The organism is Mycetocola sp. Y719 (genome assembly GCF_056713205.1).
Window position 1 is genome coordinate 268,237 of the sequence record NZ_JBWYGY010000001.1, and the last position, 15,612, is coordinate 283,848.

The window sequence follows — 15,612 nt, forward strand, 5'->3', positions numbered from 1 at the left end:
GGGAGTTCATCCCCCAGCTCCACGGAGAAGTCTTGCCCTCATCTGACGACTCGTTCGTTCACCTGCACGTCCACAGCGAGTACTCGATGCTCGACGGTGCCGCCCGCGTCAAACCGCTCATCGAAGCCGCAGTGGCCGAGGGGATGCCTGCAGTCGCTGTCACCGACCACGGCAACATGTTCGGTTCGTTCGATTTCTGGAGCACGGCGACAGCCGCCGGCATCAAACCGATCATCGGCACAGAGGCCTACATCACCCCTGGGACCCACAGGAGCGACAAGACCCGTGTGAAGTGGGGAACGAGCGCCCAGGGGCGCGACGACGTCTCCGGTAGTGGTGCGTACACCCACATGACCCTGCTCTCCGAGACCACGGAGGGCATGCACAACCTGTTCAGGATGTCGTCGCTCGCGTCGATCGAGGGCTACTACTTCAAGCCCAGGATGGACCGCGAGGTCCTTTCCACCTACGCGAAGGGCGTCATCGGAACGACCGGCTGTGCCGGTGGTGAGATCCAGACCCGCCTGAGGCTCGGGCAGTACGACGAGGCGAAGGCGGCTGCGGCCGAGTTCCGCGACATCTTCGGCAAGGACAACTTCTTCTGCGAGGTCATGGACCACGGCATCGACGTCGAACGCCGCACCATGACCGACCTGTTCCGGCTCGCGAAAGAGCTGGACCTGCCTCTCGTCGCCACCAACGACCTGCACTACACGCACGCGCACGACGCCAAGGCGCATGCCGCGCTGCTCTGTGTCCAGTCCGGCTCGACCCTCGACGACCCCAACCGGTTCAAGTTCGACGCAGACGAGTTCTACCTCAAGTCGGCGCAGCAGATGCGCCAGATCTTCCGCGACCACCCTGAGGCGTGCGACAACACGCTGGCCATCGCCGAGCGATGCAACGTCGAGTTCAACACCAAGGCCAACTACATGCCGCGGTTCCCGGTCCCTGCCGGTGAGTCCGAAGAGACCTGGTTCATCAAGGAGGTCGAGCGAGGACTCGTCGAGCGGTACCCGAACGGCATCTCGGACGAGGTTCGGGCGCGGGCGAACTACGAAGCAGGCGTGATCGTCCAGATGGGCTTCCCCGGCTACTTCCTCGTCGTCTCCGACTTCATCAAATGGTCGAAGGAGAACGGCATCCGTGTCGGCCCCGGCCGCGGTTCGGGTGCAGGGTCGATGGCCGCGTACGCCATGAAGATCACCGACCTGGACCCGATCGTGCACGGCCTCATCTTCGAGCGATTCCTCAACCCCGACCGCGTGTCCATGCCCGACTTCGACGTCGACTTCGATGATCGGCGCCGCGGCGAAGTGATTCGGTACGTCACCGAGAAGTACGGCGACGAACGCGTCGCCCAGATCGTCACGTACGGCACCATCAAGGCGAAGCAGGCGCTCAAGGACTCCTCGAGGGTTCTCGGGTTCCCCTTCGGGATGGGCGACAAGCTCACCAAGGCGATGCCGCCGCCCGTCATGGGCAAGGACATCCCCCTCGAGGGGATCTTCGACAAGACCCACCCGCGCTACAAGGAAGCCGTCGACATCCGGACGATCGTCGAAACGGATGCCGAGGCCAGGACGGTCTTCGACACCGCACTCGGCATCGAGAACCTCAAGCGGCAGTGGGGTGTGCACGCTGCAGGCGTGATCATGTCGAGCGACCCGCTGATCGACATCATCCCGATCATGAAGCGGGAGCAGGACGGCCAGATCGTCACGCAGTTCGACTACCCGGCCTGCGAAGCCCTCGGACTGATCAAGATGGACTTCCTCGGGCTGCGCAACCTCACGATCGTCAGCGACGCACTCGACAACATCGAATCGAACCGCGGTACCAGGATCGAGCTCGAACAGCTCGCCCTCGATGACCAGGGCGCATACGAACTGCTCTCGCGCGGTGACACCCTCGGTGTCTTCCAGCTCGACGGCGGCCCGATGCGCAGTCTGCTCCGCCTGATGAAGCCGGACAATTTCGAGGACATCTCCGCCGTGATCGCCCTCTACCGGCCGGGGCCGATGGGTGCTGACTCGCACACCAATTACGCACTGCGCAAGAACGGCCTGCAGGCGATCACCCCGATCCATCCTGAACTCGAGGAGCCGCTCCAGGAGATCCTCGGAGGGACGCACGGTCTGATCATCTACCAGGAGCAGGTCATGAGCGTGGCGCAGAAGCTGGCAGGCTTCTCGCTCGGGCAGGCAGACATCCTGCGCCGCGCCATGGGCAAGAAGAAGAAGTCGGAGCTGGACAAGCAGTTCGAGGGTTTCAGCGGCGGCATGCACGAACGCGGATACTCGGACGCGGCGATCAAGGCCGTCTGGGACATCCTCCTTCCGTTCTCCGACTACGCATTCAACAAGGCTCACTCGGCCGCATACGGGGTGGTGTCCTACTGGACCGCATACCTCAAGGCGCATTACCCGGCCGAGTACATGGCGGCGCTGCTCACGAGTGTCGGTGACTCGAAGGACAAGGCGGCCATCTACCTCAACGAGTGCCGCCGGATGGGCATCCAGGTGCTCCCACCGGACGTCAACGAGTCGATCGGTTTCTTCCGCGCTGTCGGCGAGGACATCAGGTTCGGGCTCGGTGCCGTTCGAAACGTGGGGTTCAATGTCGTCGAGGCCATCAGGGCCGCGCGGGAGCGGGAGGGGGAGTTCACCTCGTTCCACGACTTCCTCCGCAAGGTGCCCCTGCCTGTGGCCAACAAACGCACGATGGAATCTCTGATCAAGGCTGGAGCTTTCGATTCCCTCGGGGCGACGAGGCGCGGCCTGATCGAGATCCACGAGGACGCCGTCGACTCGGCCGTGAGTCTCAAACGCAACGAAGCCAACGGGCAGGTCGACCTCTTCGGCGGCATCTTCGAACTGGATGCCACGGCCCAGGTGACGCCTGACCGCCCGGAATGGTCCAAGAAGGACAAACTCGCGTTCGAACGCGAGATGCTCGGCCTGTACGTCTCGGACCACCCGCTCGCCGGACTCGAGCTGCAGCTGGCCAAACACGCGACGACCACGATCACCGACATGCTCACCTCCGAGCACACGCAGGACGGCGACACGGTGACGATCGCCGGTCTCACCACGAGCGTGCAGCACCGTGTCGCGAAGACCTCCGGCAACCAGTACGGCATGATCCAGGTCGAGGACTTCGGCGGTGAGATCACCGTCATGTTCATGGGCAAGGCGTACCAGGAGTTCGCCCCGACGCTCGTGAACGACTCCGTCGTCGTCGTTCGCGGCCGGGTGAGCATGCGGGACGACGGCATGAACCTGCACGCGTACAGCATCTTCTCGCCGGAGATCGAGCAGGGCGGGGTGTCAGGTCCGCTGACGCTCACGATGCCGGATGCCAGGGCGACGACCGAGCTCGTGACGCAGCTCGGCGGCATCCTCTCCCGGCACTCCGGAGACGCCGAAGTGCGGCTCAAGCTCGTCAGGGGCGACGTCGCGCGTGTGTTCGAGATCCCGTACCCGGTGAAGGTCACACCTGACCTGTTCGGCGAGCTCAAGTCGTTGCTGGGCCCGAATTGCCTCGGTTAGGATCGGCTACGCTCGAACCGGACCACCACCAGCTGGCCTGGCGAACGCCCGTATTGCCGTGAACGAAGGATTTCCCATGACGAACCCGCAGACACCGCAATACCAGGAGGGCACGCCCGCTGACGCAGGCGACGCGCCCCAGCAGGGAGCCTTCGCGCCGCAGCAGCCGTCGTTCGCGCCTCAGCAGCACGGCGCCCAGCCGGTCGGCTACCCGCCGTTCGACCAGTACCAGCAGCAGGCCCCTCAGGGGTACCAGCAGCCTCCGCAGGGGTACCAGCAGCAGTACCCGCAGCAGGGGCAGTACGTCCAGCAGCCGTACCCGCAGCAGTACGCGCCCGCCCCGCCGCCGCAGCCGCAGAGGCCCGCGCGTCCGAAGACCGATCCGAACGGCGTGCCGTACGGCATCGGAGGATTCACCCTCCGCGAGGTGCTGTTCCTCGGCACGACGGTGTTCGTTCTCATCACGTCCTTCCTGCCGTTCCTCGGCGGCGACTACGCCGACGTCTTCGGCTACACCAGTGTCTGGGCACCAGCACCGTGGCTCGCGATTCCTGCCGTCCTCGTCCTCGTGGCAGCTGCGGTGCTTCTCGCCGTTCGGCGACTCGCCCCGGCCCGGCCGCTCCGCGTCGGTTCGCTGTCCGTCGACCAGTACGCCTCTGTGGCATCCGTCGTCACCTCAGGCTTCTATCTCGGCGCGCTCTTCCTCATCATCGGATTCCCGGCATGGTTCGGCGGAGGATCCGATCTCCTCGTTCCCGGCGCCGGCGTCATCGTCGGGCTCCTGTTCTCCCTCGTGGCCGTCGTGCTGACCACGCTGGCACCGGTGATCCCGCTGTTCGCCGGAGATTTCTCCGGGCGAGAGGAGACCGTCGCCCACCGGGTCGCCCGTCCGGCAGGACCCGTTGCCCGCCGCCCACGGGTCGAACGCCCGGCAGCACCCCAGCAGCCGGTCGCCTACCCCGGGCAGCCAGGAGCGCCGCTTCAGCCCGCAGGGCCAGGCGAGTACGCCGCATACCAGCGCCGTGGCTCCCAGCCGGCGCCTGCCCCTCACGACCCGGGCGCCCAGGCGTTCCCACTCGCGGGAGCGGATACCGCAGCGCCGGTGGCGCCGGAGGCAGTCCAGCCGCCATCGGCGGAGACATTCACCGACACCGCAGCCCCGGTCACGGTCGAACCGGATGCCGCCCCGACCGAGGTCTCTCGAGATGCCCAGGTCGAATCCCCGGCCGAACCCGCACCGGACGACAGCGCGCCGGAGCCGTCGGACCCCGGGCAGGTCGTCTCCGAGGACCAGCCCCGTCCGCATGAAGACGCGCAGCTGCTCGACCCGGCATTCGTGGCCGCCGACGTCCCTGCCGTCGACCCCGTCGCGTCGGTTTCAGCGACGCAGGTCATCGACGCCCACGACGATCTCGACGACGACGAGGGCGCAGGCCCGGCACCGGTGTCTGCGTTCAGTCACGTCTCCGCAAGGTCCGCGGGCGACTCCGACGACGACGAAGGCACCGAACGGCTCGCGGCGGGGGAGCAGGCGGCCGAATCCCCGACCACTGTGTTCTCGACCCAGCCGTTCTGGGTCTACTCGCCTGTGCCTCGCCAGGTGATCGACGAGCAGACAGGGGCGACGGTGTTCGAGATCGGACCGACCGCGTGGGCGCTGGCGATCATCGATCGCGGCGCCGAGCTCGTGATCCGCCACGATGACGGCCGGATCGGCGTTCTCCGTGACCTCGAGGGGATCACCCGCGGCTAGGCGATCTCTCCCGGGCGCACGTAGCGGCGCTCGTGGTAGATCAGCGGCTCGTCGTCTGGTCCGATCTCACCAGACTCGATCTGAACGACGACGACGGCGCTGTTGTGGACCTGGAGACGTTCGATGATCCGTCCGGTCATCCACGTCGTCACACCGTCGAGAATCGGGAGACCGTTCTCGCCCTCGTGCCAGTGATCGCCGACGAATCTGGCGGCGTTGTCTCCGCTCATGATCTCGGCGAGACGGCGGTTGCGCGCTCCGAGCATGTGGATGACGACGCGGTCGGTGGACACGATGGCCGGCCACGAACTCGCGCTTCTGGCCATGTTGAATGTCGCGAGAGGCGGAACAGCCGACAGTGAGGCGAGGGAAGTGGCGGTGAATCCGACCGGGTCGCCGTCCGGTTTCCTGGCGGTGATGGCGGCCACACCGGCGGCGTGACGCCGGAACGCTGCCTTGAACGCATCCAGGTCTGGTTGCATCGGATTCATTCTGTGCGCTCTCTTTCCGGTCGCCGACAGCCAACCGACCATCCGTGTGCATCAACGAGTGTTCCGCAGGAATATTCCGGGGCGAGAGCGGGCCGATAGGCTGGTATCGCCATGATCCAGACCATTGACCTGCGCGGTGTCAAGCCTACTCGCGCTGAACTCCTGCAGCTCATTCCCCGCCCGGCGGTCGACGTCTCGGTCGCGTCAGCGGCTGCCGCACGACTGATCGACGAGGTGAGGACCGAGGGCGAGGTCGCGCTGCACCGTCACGCCGAACAGTTCGACGGCGTGACCGATACCCCGATCAGGGTGTCCGCCTCGGACATCGCCGCTGCCGTCGATGCCCTCGACCCCGATGTCCGGGATGCCATCGAAGCGGCCATCGAACGGGTCAGGACCGCGACCCGGGTCCAGGTCCCCGCCCCCGTGACCACGAGGCTGACCCCTGGCGCGACGATCAGGCAGCGCTGGCAGCCCGTCGACCGCGTCGGGCTCTACGTGCCTGGCGGCAAGGCCGTCTACCCGTCGAGCGTCGTCATGAACGTCGTTCCTGCGCAAGTGGCCGGTGTCGGGTCCATCGCGCTCGCATCACCGGCGCAGCGTGAGCACGGCGGGAAGGTCCACCCCACCATTCTCGCGGCGGCCGGCCTCCTCGGCGTCACCGAGATCTACGCCATGGGAGGCGCGAGCGCGATCGGTGCCCTCGCTTACGGGGTCCCCGGTCTCGACCTCGACCCTGTCGACGTTGTCACCGGGCCAGGCAACATCTTCGTCGCGGCCGCCAAGCGGCTGGTCCGCGGCCAGGTCGGCATCGACTCCGAAGCGGGCACCACCGAGATCCTCGTCATCGCAGACGTCGACGCCGACCCGGCGCTCGTCGCCGCAGACCTCGTCAGCCAGGCCGAACACGACGAGGCGGCCGCATCGCTCCTCGTCACCGACTCCGTCGACCTCGCGGAGGCCGTCGAGGCCAGGCTCGAGGTTCTCGCCGCGAGCACGACCCACTCGGCCCGCGTGACGGAGGCGCTCGGGGGACCGCAATCGGCGATCGTCCTCGTCGACGACCTCGCCGCAGCCGCGCGGTTCAGCAACGCGTACGGACCCGAACACCTCGAGATCCAGACCGCGGACGACGAGGCGGTCCTCGCGATGATCACCAGCGCAGGAGCCATCTTCCTCGGCGCCCACTCGCCCGTCAGCCTCGGTGACTACCTCGCGGGGTCCAACCACGTCCTGCCGACAGGAGGACAGTCGCGCTTCGCGTCCGGTCTCGGTGCGTACACGTTCCTGCGCCCTCAGCAGGTGATCGACTACGACCGCGCCGCACTCGGCGAGGTCGCTGACCGGGTGCTCGCCCTGTCGAACGCTGAAGCGCTTCCTGCACACGGCGACGCGGTTCGCGCGCGGTTCCCTGAGCGGTAGCGGCGTCGGGCCGCGCGCACGCGCGCCGCGCGGGTCGATCGGCTTCGCGCGGGTGAAAAGACACCCGCGCAGAGCCGGAACACCCGCGCGGACCGTGCGCGCCGTACAGCGGCCGGACCACCTCGAGCTTCGACTAGTCTTGAGCCATGTTCTGCCCGTTCTGCCGTCACCCCGATTCACGCGTCATCGACTCCAGGACCAGCGACGACGGTCTCTCGATCCGTCGCAGGCGACAGTGCCCCGAATGTGGCCGCCGTTTCTCGACCACGGAGACAGCCAGCCTCAACGTGATCAAGCGCAGCGGAGTCGTCGAGCCGTTCAGCCGCGAGAAGGTCGTCTCCGGGGTGCGCAAAGCCTGCCAGGGCCGCCCCGTCACCGACTCCGACCTGGCCGTGCTGGCGCAGAAGGTCGAGGAATCGATCCGCCAGACCGGCACCAGCCAGATCGACGCGAACGAGATCGGACTGGCCATTCTCACGCCGCTCCGTGAACTGGACGAGGTCGCCTACCTCCGGTTCGCCAGCGTGTACCAGGCGTTCGAATCCCTCGAGGATTTCGAGGACGCCATCACCCTGCTGCGCAACGAACACGCAGAACCGGTTGCGTCAGCGGATGCCGCATCACCGACCGCGCAGGCGTGACATCCGCCGCACGGTAACCTTGCACACGCATGTATCGCTTCCTCTTCACTCACGTCCTGTCCAGGCTCGATCCTGAACGCGCCCACCACCTCGCCTTCGTGGTGATCCGCACCCTGCCCAGGGTCGGCCTCACCGCAGCAGTCCGCCGGTTCACCCGGCCGTCGGCGGATCTCGGCGTCGACACCCTCGGGTTGCATTTCGACACGCCGTTCGGCGTCGCTGCCGGGTTCGACAAGGACGGCGAAGCGGTTCTGGGACTCGGGGCGCTCGGGTTCGGTCACGTCGAAGTCGGGACGCTCACCGCACACGCGCAGCCGGGCAACCCGAAGCCGCGCCTGTTCCGTCTTGTCCCCGACCGTGCAGTCATCAACCGGATGGGGTTCAACAACGGGGGAGCGGCGTCCGCCGCCCGCCGACTTGCCCGCCTGCGTTCGGTTCCCGGGCGACCAGTGCTCGGCGTGAACATCGGCAAGAGCCGCGTCGTCGGTGTGGATCACGCCATCGACGACTACCTCGAGAGCACGAGGCTGCTCGCCCCCCTCGCCGACTATCTCGTCGTCAATGTCAGCTCCCCGAACACCCCTGGCCTGCGCGGCCTGCAGGAACTCGACAAGCTGGCTCCACTGCTGGTCGCCGTCAAGCAGGCTGCTGGCAGGACCCCGCTCCTCGTGAAGATCGCGCCCGACCTCACCGATGACGAAGTCCGGCGGATCGCCGAACTGGCCGTCGGGGTCGGACTCGACGGGATCATCGCCACGAACACCACGATCGCCAGGACGTCGCTGTCGACACCGGCGGCCACCGTCGAGGCCGCAGGCGCTGGAGGGCTGTCAGGCGCTCCGCTTGCCGCGCGATCGCTCGAGGTGCTGCGGCTCATCCGGTCGAGCGTCCCTGAAAGCCTGTGCGTCATCTCGGTCGGCGGGGTGGAGACGGCGGCAGACGTGGCCGACCGCCTCGCGGCCGGTGCGAGCCTCGTGCAGGGCTATACAGCGTTCCTGTACCGCGGCCCGCTCTGGGCGCGCCAGATCAACCGAGGCCTGTCCGAGCGCCTGTCGGCATCCTGACCGACCACAGCCAGATCAGGCGGGGCGCTGTCCGCGCTTGACCTGGGGCTTCGGTAGGCGCAGTACGCGCATCTGGAAGGCCCGCATGGCGGCATACCAGCGCACACCGCGTTCGACAGAGGTCTCGCCGAACTTCGCACCGAGCTTCTTCTTCACCGAGAAACCGAGCCAGACGGCGTCGAGGACGGCGATCGCGAAGAAGACCCAGAGCAGCAGCATCGCATAGACCTGGACGACAGGCGGGAACAGCGTCAGGACGATCACGACGAACATCACGGGGATGAGGAACTCGCCGATGTTGAAGCGGGAGTCGACGACGTCGCGGACGAAGCGCTTTTGAGGGCCGCGGTCGCGGGCAGGGAGGTAACGCTCGTCGCCTGCGGCGAGGCCGATCCTGGCCTTCTCGCGGGACTCGGCCAGTTTCGCTTTCGCGGCCTTCTGCGCTTCCTTGCGGTCGCCGGGGACGAGCGGCCGCTTGTTCAGGGCCTCCCGTTCCTTGCGGGTGGGGGTCGGCCTGCCCTTTCCTGAGTTGCCGGCGAGACGGTCAGCGGTCTCCTCCGGCGTTTCGAGGACGGGCTCGGAAGACGAGTCTGGGGTGTGCTTGGTCACGATGATTCCTTGCGCTGGATATCTCTTAAGATTACCTGCATGACCGATACCGACGAGAACGTCTCTCGAACCCCGTCCGCCGTCGATGACGCGATCCGTTCGGCGGTCGCGGGCGGACTGCCGTCGACCATTGCCGACCTGTCCCGCCTCGTCCGGATCCCGAGCGTGTCGTGGGCGGCTTTCGACCCTGCCCATGTGAAGGAGAGCGCGGAAGCCGTCGCCGCCCTCGTCGAGCACACCGGGCTGTTCGACAGCGTCACGATCACCCAGGCGCCGATCGGCGACACCACAGAACTCGGCCAGCCCGCGGTCCTGGCCACCCGCCGTGCGAAGAATGGCCGACCGACGGTCATGCTCTACGCCCACCACGACGTCCAGCCTCCAGGGAAGGACGAGGACTGGGACTCGAAGCCGTTCGAGCCGACCGTGCGCGGCGACCGCATCTACGGCAGGGGAGCCGCGGACGACAAAGCCGGTGTGATGGCCCACATCGCGTCGCTCAGGGCGCTCACCGAAGCCGTCGGCGACGACATCGACCTGGGCCTCGCCCTCTTCATCGAAGGGGAAGAGGAGTTCGGCTCCCGGTCGTTCGCGAACTTCCTCACCGCCAACCGCGACGCACTCACCGCTGACGCCATCATCGTGGCCGACTCGAGCAACTGGGACGAGAAGACGCCTGCCCTCACCATCGGGCTCCGCGGCAACGTCACCTTCCGGCTCACTGTCAGGACGCTCGAGCACGCCTCGCACTCGGGCATGTTCGGGGGAGCGGTTCCGGATGCCATGCTGGCGACGATCCGCCTCCTCGCCACGTTCTGGGACGCAGAGGGCTCCGTCGCCATCGACGGGCTGACCAGGTACGCGGGGGAGACTCCCGCGTACACCGAGGAGCAGCTCCGAGAAGAGGCCGGCCTCCTGGCGGGAGTGAAGCCGATCGGAACCGGTTCGCTCCTCAGCCGGATCTGGAACCAGCCGTCGATCACCGTCACGGGGATCGACGCCCCGACGGTGGCCAACGCTTCCAACACGCTCGCTCCCTCCGTGGCCGTCAAGGTCAGCGTGCGGGTCGCCCCCGGCCAGACCGCAAGGGATGCCGCAGACGCCATCGAGAGGCACCTCACCAGGAACGCGCCGTTCGGCGCCGGCATCGAGATCGACGACCTGGACCTCGGTGACCCGTTCCTCGTCGACACCAGCGGGTACGCCGTCGGAGAGGCCAAGCGGGCCATGGCGGACGCGTGGGGAGTCGACCCGGTCGAGCTCGGTATCGGCGGATCGATCCCGTTCATCGCCGATCTCGTCCGTGAGTTCCCCGACGCGGAGATCCTGGTCACCGGAGTCGAGGACCCCCACTCGCGGGCGCACAGCCCCAACGAGTCGCTCCACCTCGGCGTGTTCCACCGTTCCGTGCTGGCCGAAGCGCTGCTCCTCGGCAGGCTCAACGCGCATCAGCGCTGAGACGACATCCGACCTGCCGGGAATTCCCCCAGCTCGCGCCCGGTTACCGTGCGTAGAATGACATCAGATTTCGCAACCCCTGCGAGCACGACCAACCAAGGAGAGTCATGAGCGACACGACACTGACATCCGCCCCGCCCGCCCACGGTGTCGGGCTGAGCGACACGGCAGCTGCCAAGGTGAAGAGCCTGCTCGAGCAGGAAGGCCGTGACGACCTCCGTCTGCGCGTCGCCGTCCAGCCCGGCGGCTGCTCCGGCCTCATCTACCAGCTGTACTTCGACGAGCGCGTCCTCGACGGTGACGCCACCGTCGACTTCGGCGGCGTCGAAGTGATCGTCGACAAGATGAGCGTTCCCTACCTTGACGGTGCGTCGATCGACTTCGAGGACACCATCCAGAAGCAGGGATTCACCATCGACAACCCGAACGCCGGCGGCAGCTGCGCGTGTGGAGACAGCTTCCACTAGGCGGATTTTCAGGAATTCATGCAGGGGACGCGCCGGGAACGGCGGGTCCCCTGCATCTTTTAACCCCCGCGAGGCCGCCGGAAACCGGGCAGCACGCGCCAAATGGTCGAGAGCGGGGCGATCGATCGGGCTAGACTGATGGCTGAAATAACACTGTCATCGAAAGGTCCCAGGTGCGCTCGAATCGTCGACTCCGATGGGCTGCTATACCGGTTGCCATCACGCTTGCCGTGGTTCTCGCCGGCTGTACCCAGGCCGAACTTCACGGCTATCTTCCCGGATTCGTGGAGGGCGAAGCGCCCGTCACGAATCACACCGAGCGCATAGCAGGGCTGTGGACCACATCGTGGATCGTGCTCCTGGGTGTCGGTCTGCTGACCTGGGGACTCATCATCTGGGCCATCGTGGTCTACCGCAGGAGGAAGGGCCAGACCGGCCTTCCCGTCCAGATGCGGTACAACATGCCGATCGAGATCTTCTACACGATCGTGCCCCTCATCCTCGTTCTCGGGTTCTTCGCTTTCACCGCGCGCGACCAGGCCGCCATCGAGACCCAGTACGAGAACCCTGACGTGGAGATCGAAGTCTTCGCCAAGCAGTGGGCATGGGACTTCGTGTACTCGGGCGCCGTCGACGGCGAAGACGTCTGGTCCGCAGGCGTCCAGGGCGAGCAGGAAGAGGGTGCCCCAGCAGGCACCATCGACCAGGAGAAGCTCCCCACCCTCTACCTGCCGGTCGGAGCCGATGTCACCATCGCCCTCCAGTCCCGCGACGTCATCCACTCCTTCTGGGTCATCGACTTCCTCTACAAGAAGGACATGTTCCCCGGCAAGACCAACTACATGTCGTTCTCGCCCGAGCGCGAGGGCACATACGCGGGCAAGTGCGCCGAGCTCTGCGGCGAGTACCACTCCCTGATGTTGTTCAACGTCAAGGTCGTCTCGCAGGACGAGTACGACGACTACCTGCAGTCGCTCGCCGACGACGGAAACATCGGCGACTTCGGCGAGGACTTCTCTCGCAACACCAACCTGCCGGGAACCGACGCGCCGGCCCGCGTTGAGGAAGAGAACGAATAGTCATGGCTACAACACTCGAGATCCCAGCGGGCCAGGCCAGGGTCATCAACCGCAACACGGCCCAGCGCAAGGGAAACATCATCGTCAGCTGGATCACCTCCACTGACCACAAGACGATCGGGTACATGTACCTGATCGCCTCGTTCCTGTTCTTCTGCGTCGGCGGCGTGATGGCACTGATCATCCGTGCCCAGCTCTTCGAACCAGGCCTCAGCCTGCTCGAGACCAAGGAACAGTACAACCAGCTGTTCACCATGCACGGCACGATCATGCTGCTCATGTTCGCGACGCCACTGTTCGCCGGTTTCGCCAACGCGCTCATGCCGCTGCAGATCGGCGCCCCTGACGTCGCGTTCCCGCGACTGAACGCCTTCGCGTTCTGGCTGTTCCTGTTCGGCAGCCTCCTGGCCGTCGGCGGGTTCCTCACCCCGCAGGGTGCTGCATCCTTCGGCTGGTTCGCGTACGCACCACTGTCGAGCACGACCTTCTCTCCCGGCATCGGTGGGAACCTCTGGGTCCTCGGGCTCGCGCTTTCCGGATTCGGAACCATCCTCGGTGGTGTGAACTTCATCACGACGATCATCACCATGCGCGCGCCTGGCATGACGATGTTCCGGATGCCGATCTTCACCTGGAACACGCTCGTCACGTCGCTGCTCGTCCTGATGGCCTTCCCTGTCCTGGCTGCCGCGCTCTTCGCGCTCGGCGCCGACCGCGTGTTCGGCGCTCACATCTACGACGCCGAGAACGGCGGAGTGATCCTCTGGCAGCACCTGTTCTGGTTCTTCGGCCACCCCGAGGTCTACATCATCGCCCTGCCGTTCTTCGGCATCGTGAGTGAAGTCTTCCCCGTGTTCAGCCGCAAGCCGATCTTCGGATACAAGACCCTGGTCTACGCGACGATCTCGATCGCCGCCCTGTCCGTCACCGTGTGGGCCCACCACATGTACGTCACCGGCTCGGTCCTCCTGCCGTTCTTCTCCCTGATGACGATGCTCATCGCCGTTCCAACCGGTGTGAAGATCTTCAACTGGGTCGGAACGATGTGGCGCGGCTCAGTGACGTTCGAGACGCCGATGCTCTGGGCGATCGGCTTCCTGGTCACCTTCACCTTCGGTGGACTGACCGGCGTCATCCTCGCATCGCCTCCGCTCGACTTCCACGTGTCAGACACGTACTTCGTCGTCGCGCACTTCCACTACGTGGTGTTCGGAACCGTCGTCTTCGCCATGTTCAGCGGGTTCTACTTCTGGTGGCCCAAGTGGACGGGCAAGATGCTGAATGAGAAACTCGGCTACTGGCACTTCTGGCTGCTGTTCATCGGTTTCCACACCACCTTCCTCATCCAGCACTGGCTCGGCGTGATCGGCATGCCGAGGCGGTACGCCACGTACTCGCCTGAGGACGGCTTCACCTGGATGAACCAGCTCTCCACGGTCGGATCGATGATCCTCGCCCTGTCGATGCTGCCGTTCTTCCTGAACGTCTACATCACGGCGCGCAAGGCACCGAGGGTGACCGTGAACGACCCGTGGGGCTACGGTGGATCGCTCGAGTGGGCGACCTCCTGCCCGCCGCCCCGCCACAACTTCACGTCGATTCCGCGCATCCGTTCCGAGCGTCCGGCCTTCGACCTGAACCACCCCGAAGCCGGCATCCCCGTCGGCATCGGCCCGGCGAAGGACGCCCCTGACGCCCCAACGTACGACCGCGCGGAAGGTGAAGTGAAGTAATGAAAGCGAACGTCAACCTCTTCTGGATCCTCGCCGTCTTCTTCGCGCTCGTCGCGGGCATCTATGTGTACTGGAGCCTCGCGGCCGCAGAGGAGATCGAGTGGGTCGGCACCGTCGCACTCATCCTCTCCGCTGTGCTCTCGCTGTTCCTCGGTTTCTACCTCAACCGGGTGCACAAGCATCAGGGCGGCGAACTGCCCGAGGACACCCTGAGCGCCAACATCGACGACGGTGACCCCGAGGTCGGGCACTTCAGCCCGTGGAGCTGGTGGCCGATCATCATGGCCGGCGGTGGAGCACTCATGATGCTCGGTCTCTCGGTGGGCTTCTGGATCTCGTTCATCGCCGCGCCGCTGATCCTCATCGCGGTGATCGGCTGGACCTACGAGTACTACCGCGGATACCACGCTCGCTGAGCGGACCCCGCACGCGAGACGGCCAGGCGCTCAGCGCCTGGCCGTCTCTCTGTGTCCGGGCGGCTGATGCCGTGCGCGGGGGCCTCAGTCGCGACGGCGGAAGGTCAGCACGGAGACGGATGCCGTGACGCGCGTCGGAACAACCTGGCCCGCTGCGAGCGTGTGATGCGCAGATGGCCCCATGCCGAGCAGGAGCGCGAGGCTGTCGCCCTCGAGGTGCATGAGAAACTCCACCTCGGTCCGCGCTGCGAGGGTGAACCACGGGTCTGCTGAGCGGATCAGGTCGTCCGCCTTGCCCTCGGGTACGTCGAGCGCCAGACCGGCGGCTCGTGCCTCACGGAGATGCGCGCCGGTGGGGACGACGGCGAGGAAGGCACCGTCCGTATCGAGCACGCGGGCGAACTCGGCGAGGTTCCTGGGGGCGAAGACACTCAACAGGACGTCCTGGGACCGGTCGGCGAGCGGCAGGGGCTGCCAGACGTCGAGGACCACCCCCACAGCGCCTGGGACGGCTCCGACAGCGACGCGAACGGCTGCAGGCGACAGGTCGCTGGCGAGGGGAGCCGAGGACGGGAGGGCGGCGCACAGGGCCGAGAGGTAATAGCCGGTGCCGCAGCCGATCTCAGCGACCCGCAGACCGGGAGCATCCGTCACCGCCCGTCCCGCTTCGGAGACTGCCTCGGCGATCGGGGCATAGGCGCCGGTGTCGAAGAAGCGGGCGCGGGCCTCGAGCATAGCGGCGCTGTCGCCGGTCACCCTCGTCCTGGGTGGCAGCAGCGACACGTAGCCGCGTTTGTTCACGTCGATGCGATGCCCGGCGTCACAGCCGAGAACGAGGACGTCGATGGGGGAGAGGGGCACCGATCCGAGACCGGCGGAGAAACAGAAGGGGCAGCGCAGCCCTCCTGCCAGGTGGCGGAGGGTCAGC

13 protein-coding genes are annotated in these 15,612 nt (G+C 66.3%); 10 read left to right on the forward strand and 3 right to left on the reverse strand.

Annotated features, from left to right (window positions below; translation table 11 throughout):
- Window positions 1-86: 86 nt before the first annotated feature.
- Both dnaE and AC1M0F_RS01155 read left to right on the forward strand, forming a co-directional pair.
- Window positions 87-3,551, forward strand: a complete 3,465-nt coding sequence (gene dnaE / locus AC1M0F_RS01150) for a DNA polymerase III subunit alpha (protein WP_480237337.1) — start codon at window positions 87-89, stop codon at window positions 3,549-3,551.
- Between the two features lie 76 nt (window positions 3,552-3,627).
- Window positions 3,628-5,304: a hypothetical protein gene (locus AC1M0F_RS01155; protein ID WP_480236374.1), complete on the forward strand. Its 1,677-nt coding sequence runs from the start codon at window positions 3,628-3,630 to the stop codon at window positions 5,302-5,304.
- Here AC1M0F_RS01155 and AC1M0F_RS01160 read toward each other — a convergent pair.
- Window positions 5,301-5,786, reverse strand: a complete 486-nt coding sequence (locus tag AC1M0F_RS01160) for a flavin reductase family protein (protein ID WP_480236375.1) — start codon at window positions 5,784-5,786, stop codon at window positions 5,301-5,303. The two genes, AC1M0F_RS01155 and AC1M0F_RS01160, sit on opposite strands and share 4 nt — an antisense overlap.
- Before the next feature lie 120 nt (window positions 5,787-5,906).
- Here AC1M0F_RS01160 and hisD point away from each other — a divergent pair, with 120 nt between their 5' ends.
- From hisD to AC1M0F_RS01175, 3 genes are all read left to right on the forward strand, one after another.
- The gene (hisD, locus tag AC1M0F_RS01165) at window positions 5,907-7,217 is read left to right on the forward strand and encodes a histidinol dehydrogenase (RefSeq protein ID WP_480236376.1); all 1,311 of its coding nucleotides are present in this window, start codon (window positions 5,907-5,909) and stop codon (window positions 7,215-7,217) included.
- A gap of 146 nt (window positions 7,218-7,363) precedes the next feature.
- Window positions 7,364-7,858 carry a transcriptional regulator NrdR gene (nrdR, locus tag AC1M0F_RS01170; RefSeq protein ID WP_480236377.1) on the forward strand — a complete coding sequence of 165 codons (495 nt, stop codon included), beginning with the start codon at window positions 7,364-7,366 and terminating at the stop codon, window positions 7,856-7,858.
- Window positions 7,859-7,887: 29 nt separating this feature from the next.
- Entirely contained in the window at window positions 7,888-8,922 is a 1,035-nt protein-coding gene (locus AC1M0F_RS01175; RefSeq protein WP_480236378.1) for a quinone-dependent dihydroorotate dehydrogenase, read from the forward strand.
- Between the two features lie 15 nt (window positions 8,923-8,937).
- Here AC1M0F_RS01175 and AC1M0F_RS01180 read toward each other — a convergent pair whose 3' ends face one another.
- Complete coding sequence (locus AC1M0F_RS01180) at window positions 8,938-9,531, reverse strand: DUF3043 domain-containing protein (RefSeq protein ID WP_480236379.1); 594 nt, start codon at window positions 9,529-9,531, stop codon at window positions 8,938-8,940.
- A gap of 39 nt (window positions 9,532-9,570) precedes the next feature.
- Between AC1M0F_RS01180 and AC1M0F_RS01185 the strand changes: the two genes are divergently transcribed.
- The 5 genes from AC1M0F_RS01185 (at window position 9,571) to AC1M0F_RS01205 (ending at window position 14,684) form a co-directional block, all read left to right on the forward strand.
- A complete protein-coding gene (locus tag AC1M0F_RS01185; protein WP_480236380.1) occupies window positions 9,571-10,989 on the forward strand; it encodes a M20/M25/M40 family metallo-hydrolase in 1,419 nt (472 codons plus the stop codon).
- 107 nt (window positions 10,990-11,096) lie between these two features.
- Window positions 11,097-11,456: a HesB/IscA family protein gene (locus AC1M0F_RS01190; RefSeq protein WP_480236381.1), complete on the forward strand. Its 360-nt coding sequence runs from the start codon at window positions 11,097-11,099 to the stop codon at window positions 11,454-11,456.
- A gap of 173 nt (window positions 11,457-11,629) precedes the next feature.
- A complete protein-coding gene (ctaC, locus tag AC1M0F_RS01195; RefSeq protein WP_480236382.1) occupies window positions 11,630-12,535 on the forward strand; it encodes an aa3-type cytochrome oxidase subunit II in 906 nt (301 codons plus the stop codon).
- Window positions 12,536-12,537: 2 nt separating this feature from the next.
- Window positions 12,538-14,268: an aa3-type cytochrome oxidase subunit I gene (ctaD, locus tag AC1M0F_RS01200; RefSeq protein ID WP_480236383.1), complete on the forward strand. Its 1,731-nt coding sequence runs from the start codon at window positions 12,538-12,540 to the stop codon at window positions 14,266-14,268.
- On the forward strand, window positions 14,268-14,684 hold the full coding sequence (locus tag AC1M0F_RS01205) for a cytochrome c oxidase subunit 4 (RefSeq protein ID WP_480236384.1): 417 nt from the start codon (window positions 14,268-14,270) through the stop codon (window positions 14,682-14,684). Before ctaD ends, AC1M0F_RS01205 begins: the two co-directional genes overlap by 1 nt.
- A gap of 84 nt (window positions 14,685-14,768) precedes the next feature.
- Here AC1M0F_RS01205 and AC1M0F_RS01210 read toward each other — a convergent pair whose 3' ends face one another.
- The gene (locus AC1M0F_RS01210; protein WP_480236385.1) at window positions 14,769-15,545 is read right to left on the reverse strand and encodes a methyltransferase domain-containing protein; all 777 of its coding nucleotides are present in this window, start codon (window positions 15,543-15,545) and stop codon (window positions 14,769-14,771) included.
- Window positions 15,546-15,612: the final 67 nt, after the last annotated feature.

What these genes read in the sequence shown, in the direction of transcription:
- dnaE (WP_480237337.1), top strand. Translation starts at nt 87, where the DNA reads ATGCTCGACGGTGCCGCCCGCGTCAAACCGCTCATCGAAGCCGCAGTG.
- AC1M0F_RS01155 (WP_480236374.1), top strand. Translation starts at nt 3,628, where the DNA reads ATGACGAACCCGCAGACACCGCAATACCAGGAGGGCACGCCCGCTGAC.
- AC1M0F_RS01160 (WP_480236375.1), bottom strand. Translation starts at nt 5,786, where the DNA reads ATGCAACCAGACCTGGATGCGTTCAAGGCAGCGTTCCGGCGTCACGCC.
- hisD (WP_480236376.1), top strand. Translation starts at nt 5,907, where the DNA reads ATGATCCAGACCATTGACCTGCGCGGTGTCAAGCCTACTCGCGCTGAA.
- nrdR (WP_480236377.1), top strand. Translation starts at nt 7,364, where the DNA reads ATGTTCTGCCCGTTCTGCCGTCACCCCGATTCACGCGTCATCGACTCC.
- AC1M0F_RS01175 (WP_480236378.1), top strand. Translation starts at nt 7,888, where the DNA reads ATGTATCGCTTCCTCTTCACTCACGTCCTGTCCAGGCTCGATCCTGAA.
- AC1M0F_RS01185 (WP_480236380.1), top strand. Translation starts at nt 9,571, where the DNA reads ATGACCGATACCGACGAGAACGTCTCTCGAACCCCGTCCGCCGTCGAT.
- AC1M0F_RS01190 (WP_480236381.1), top strand. Translation starts at nt 11,097, where the DNA reads ATGAGCGACACGACACTGACATCCGCCCCGCCCGCCCACGGTGTCGGG.
- ctaD (WP_480236383.1), top strand. Translation starts at nt 12,538, where the DNA reads ATGGCTACAACACTCGAGATCCCAGCGGGCCAGGCCAGGGTCATCAAC.
- AC1M0F_RS01205 (WP_480236384.1), top strand. Translation starts at nt 14,268, where the DNA reads ATGAAAGCGAACGTCAACCTCTTCTGGATCCTCGCCGTCTTCTTCGCG.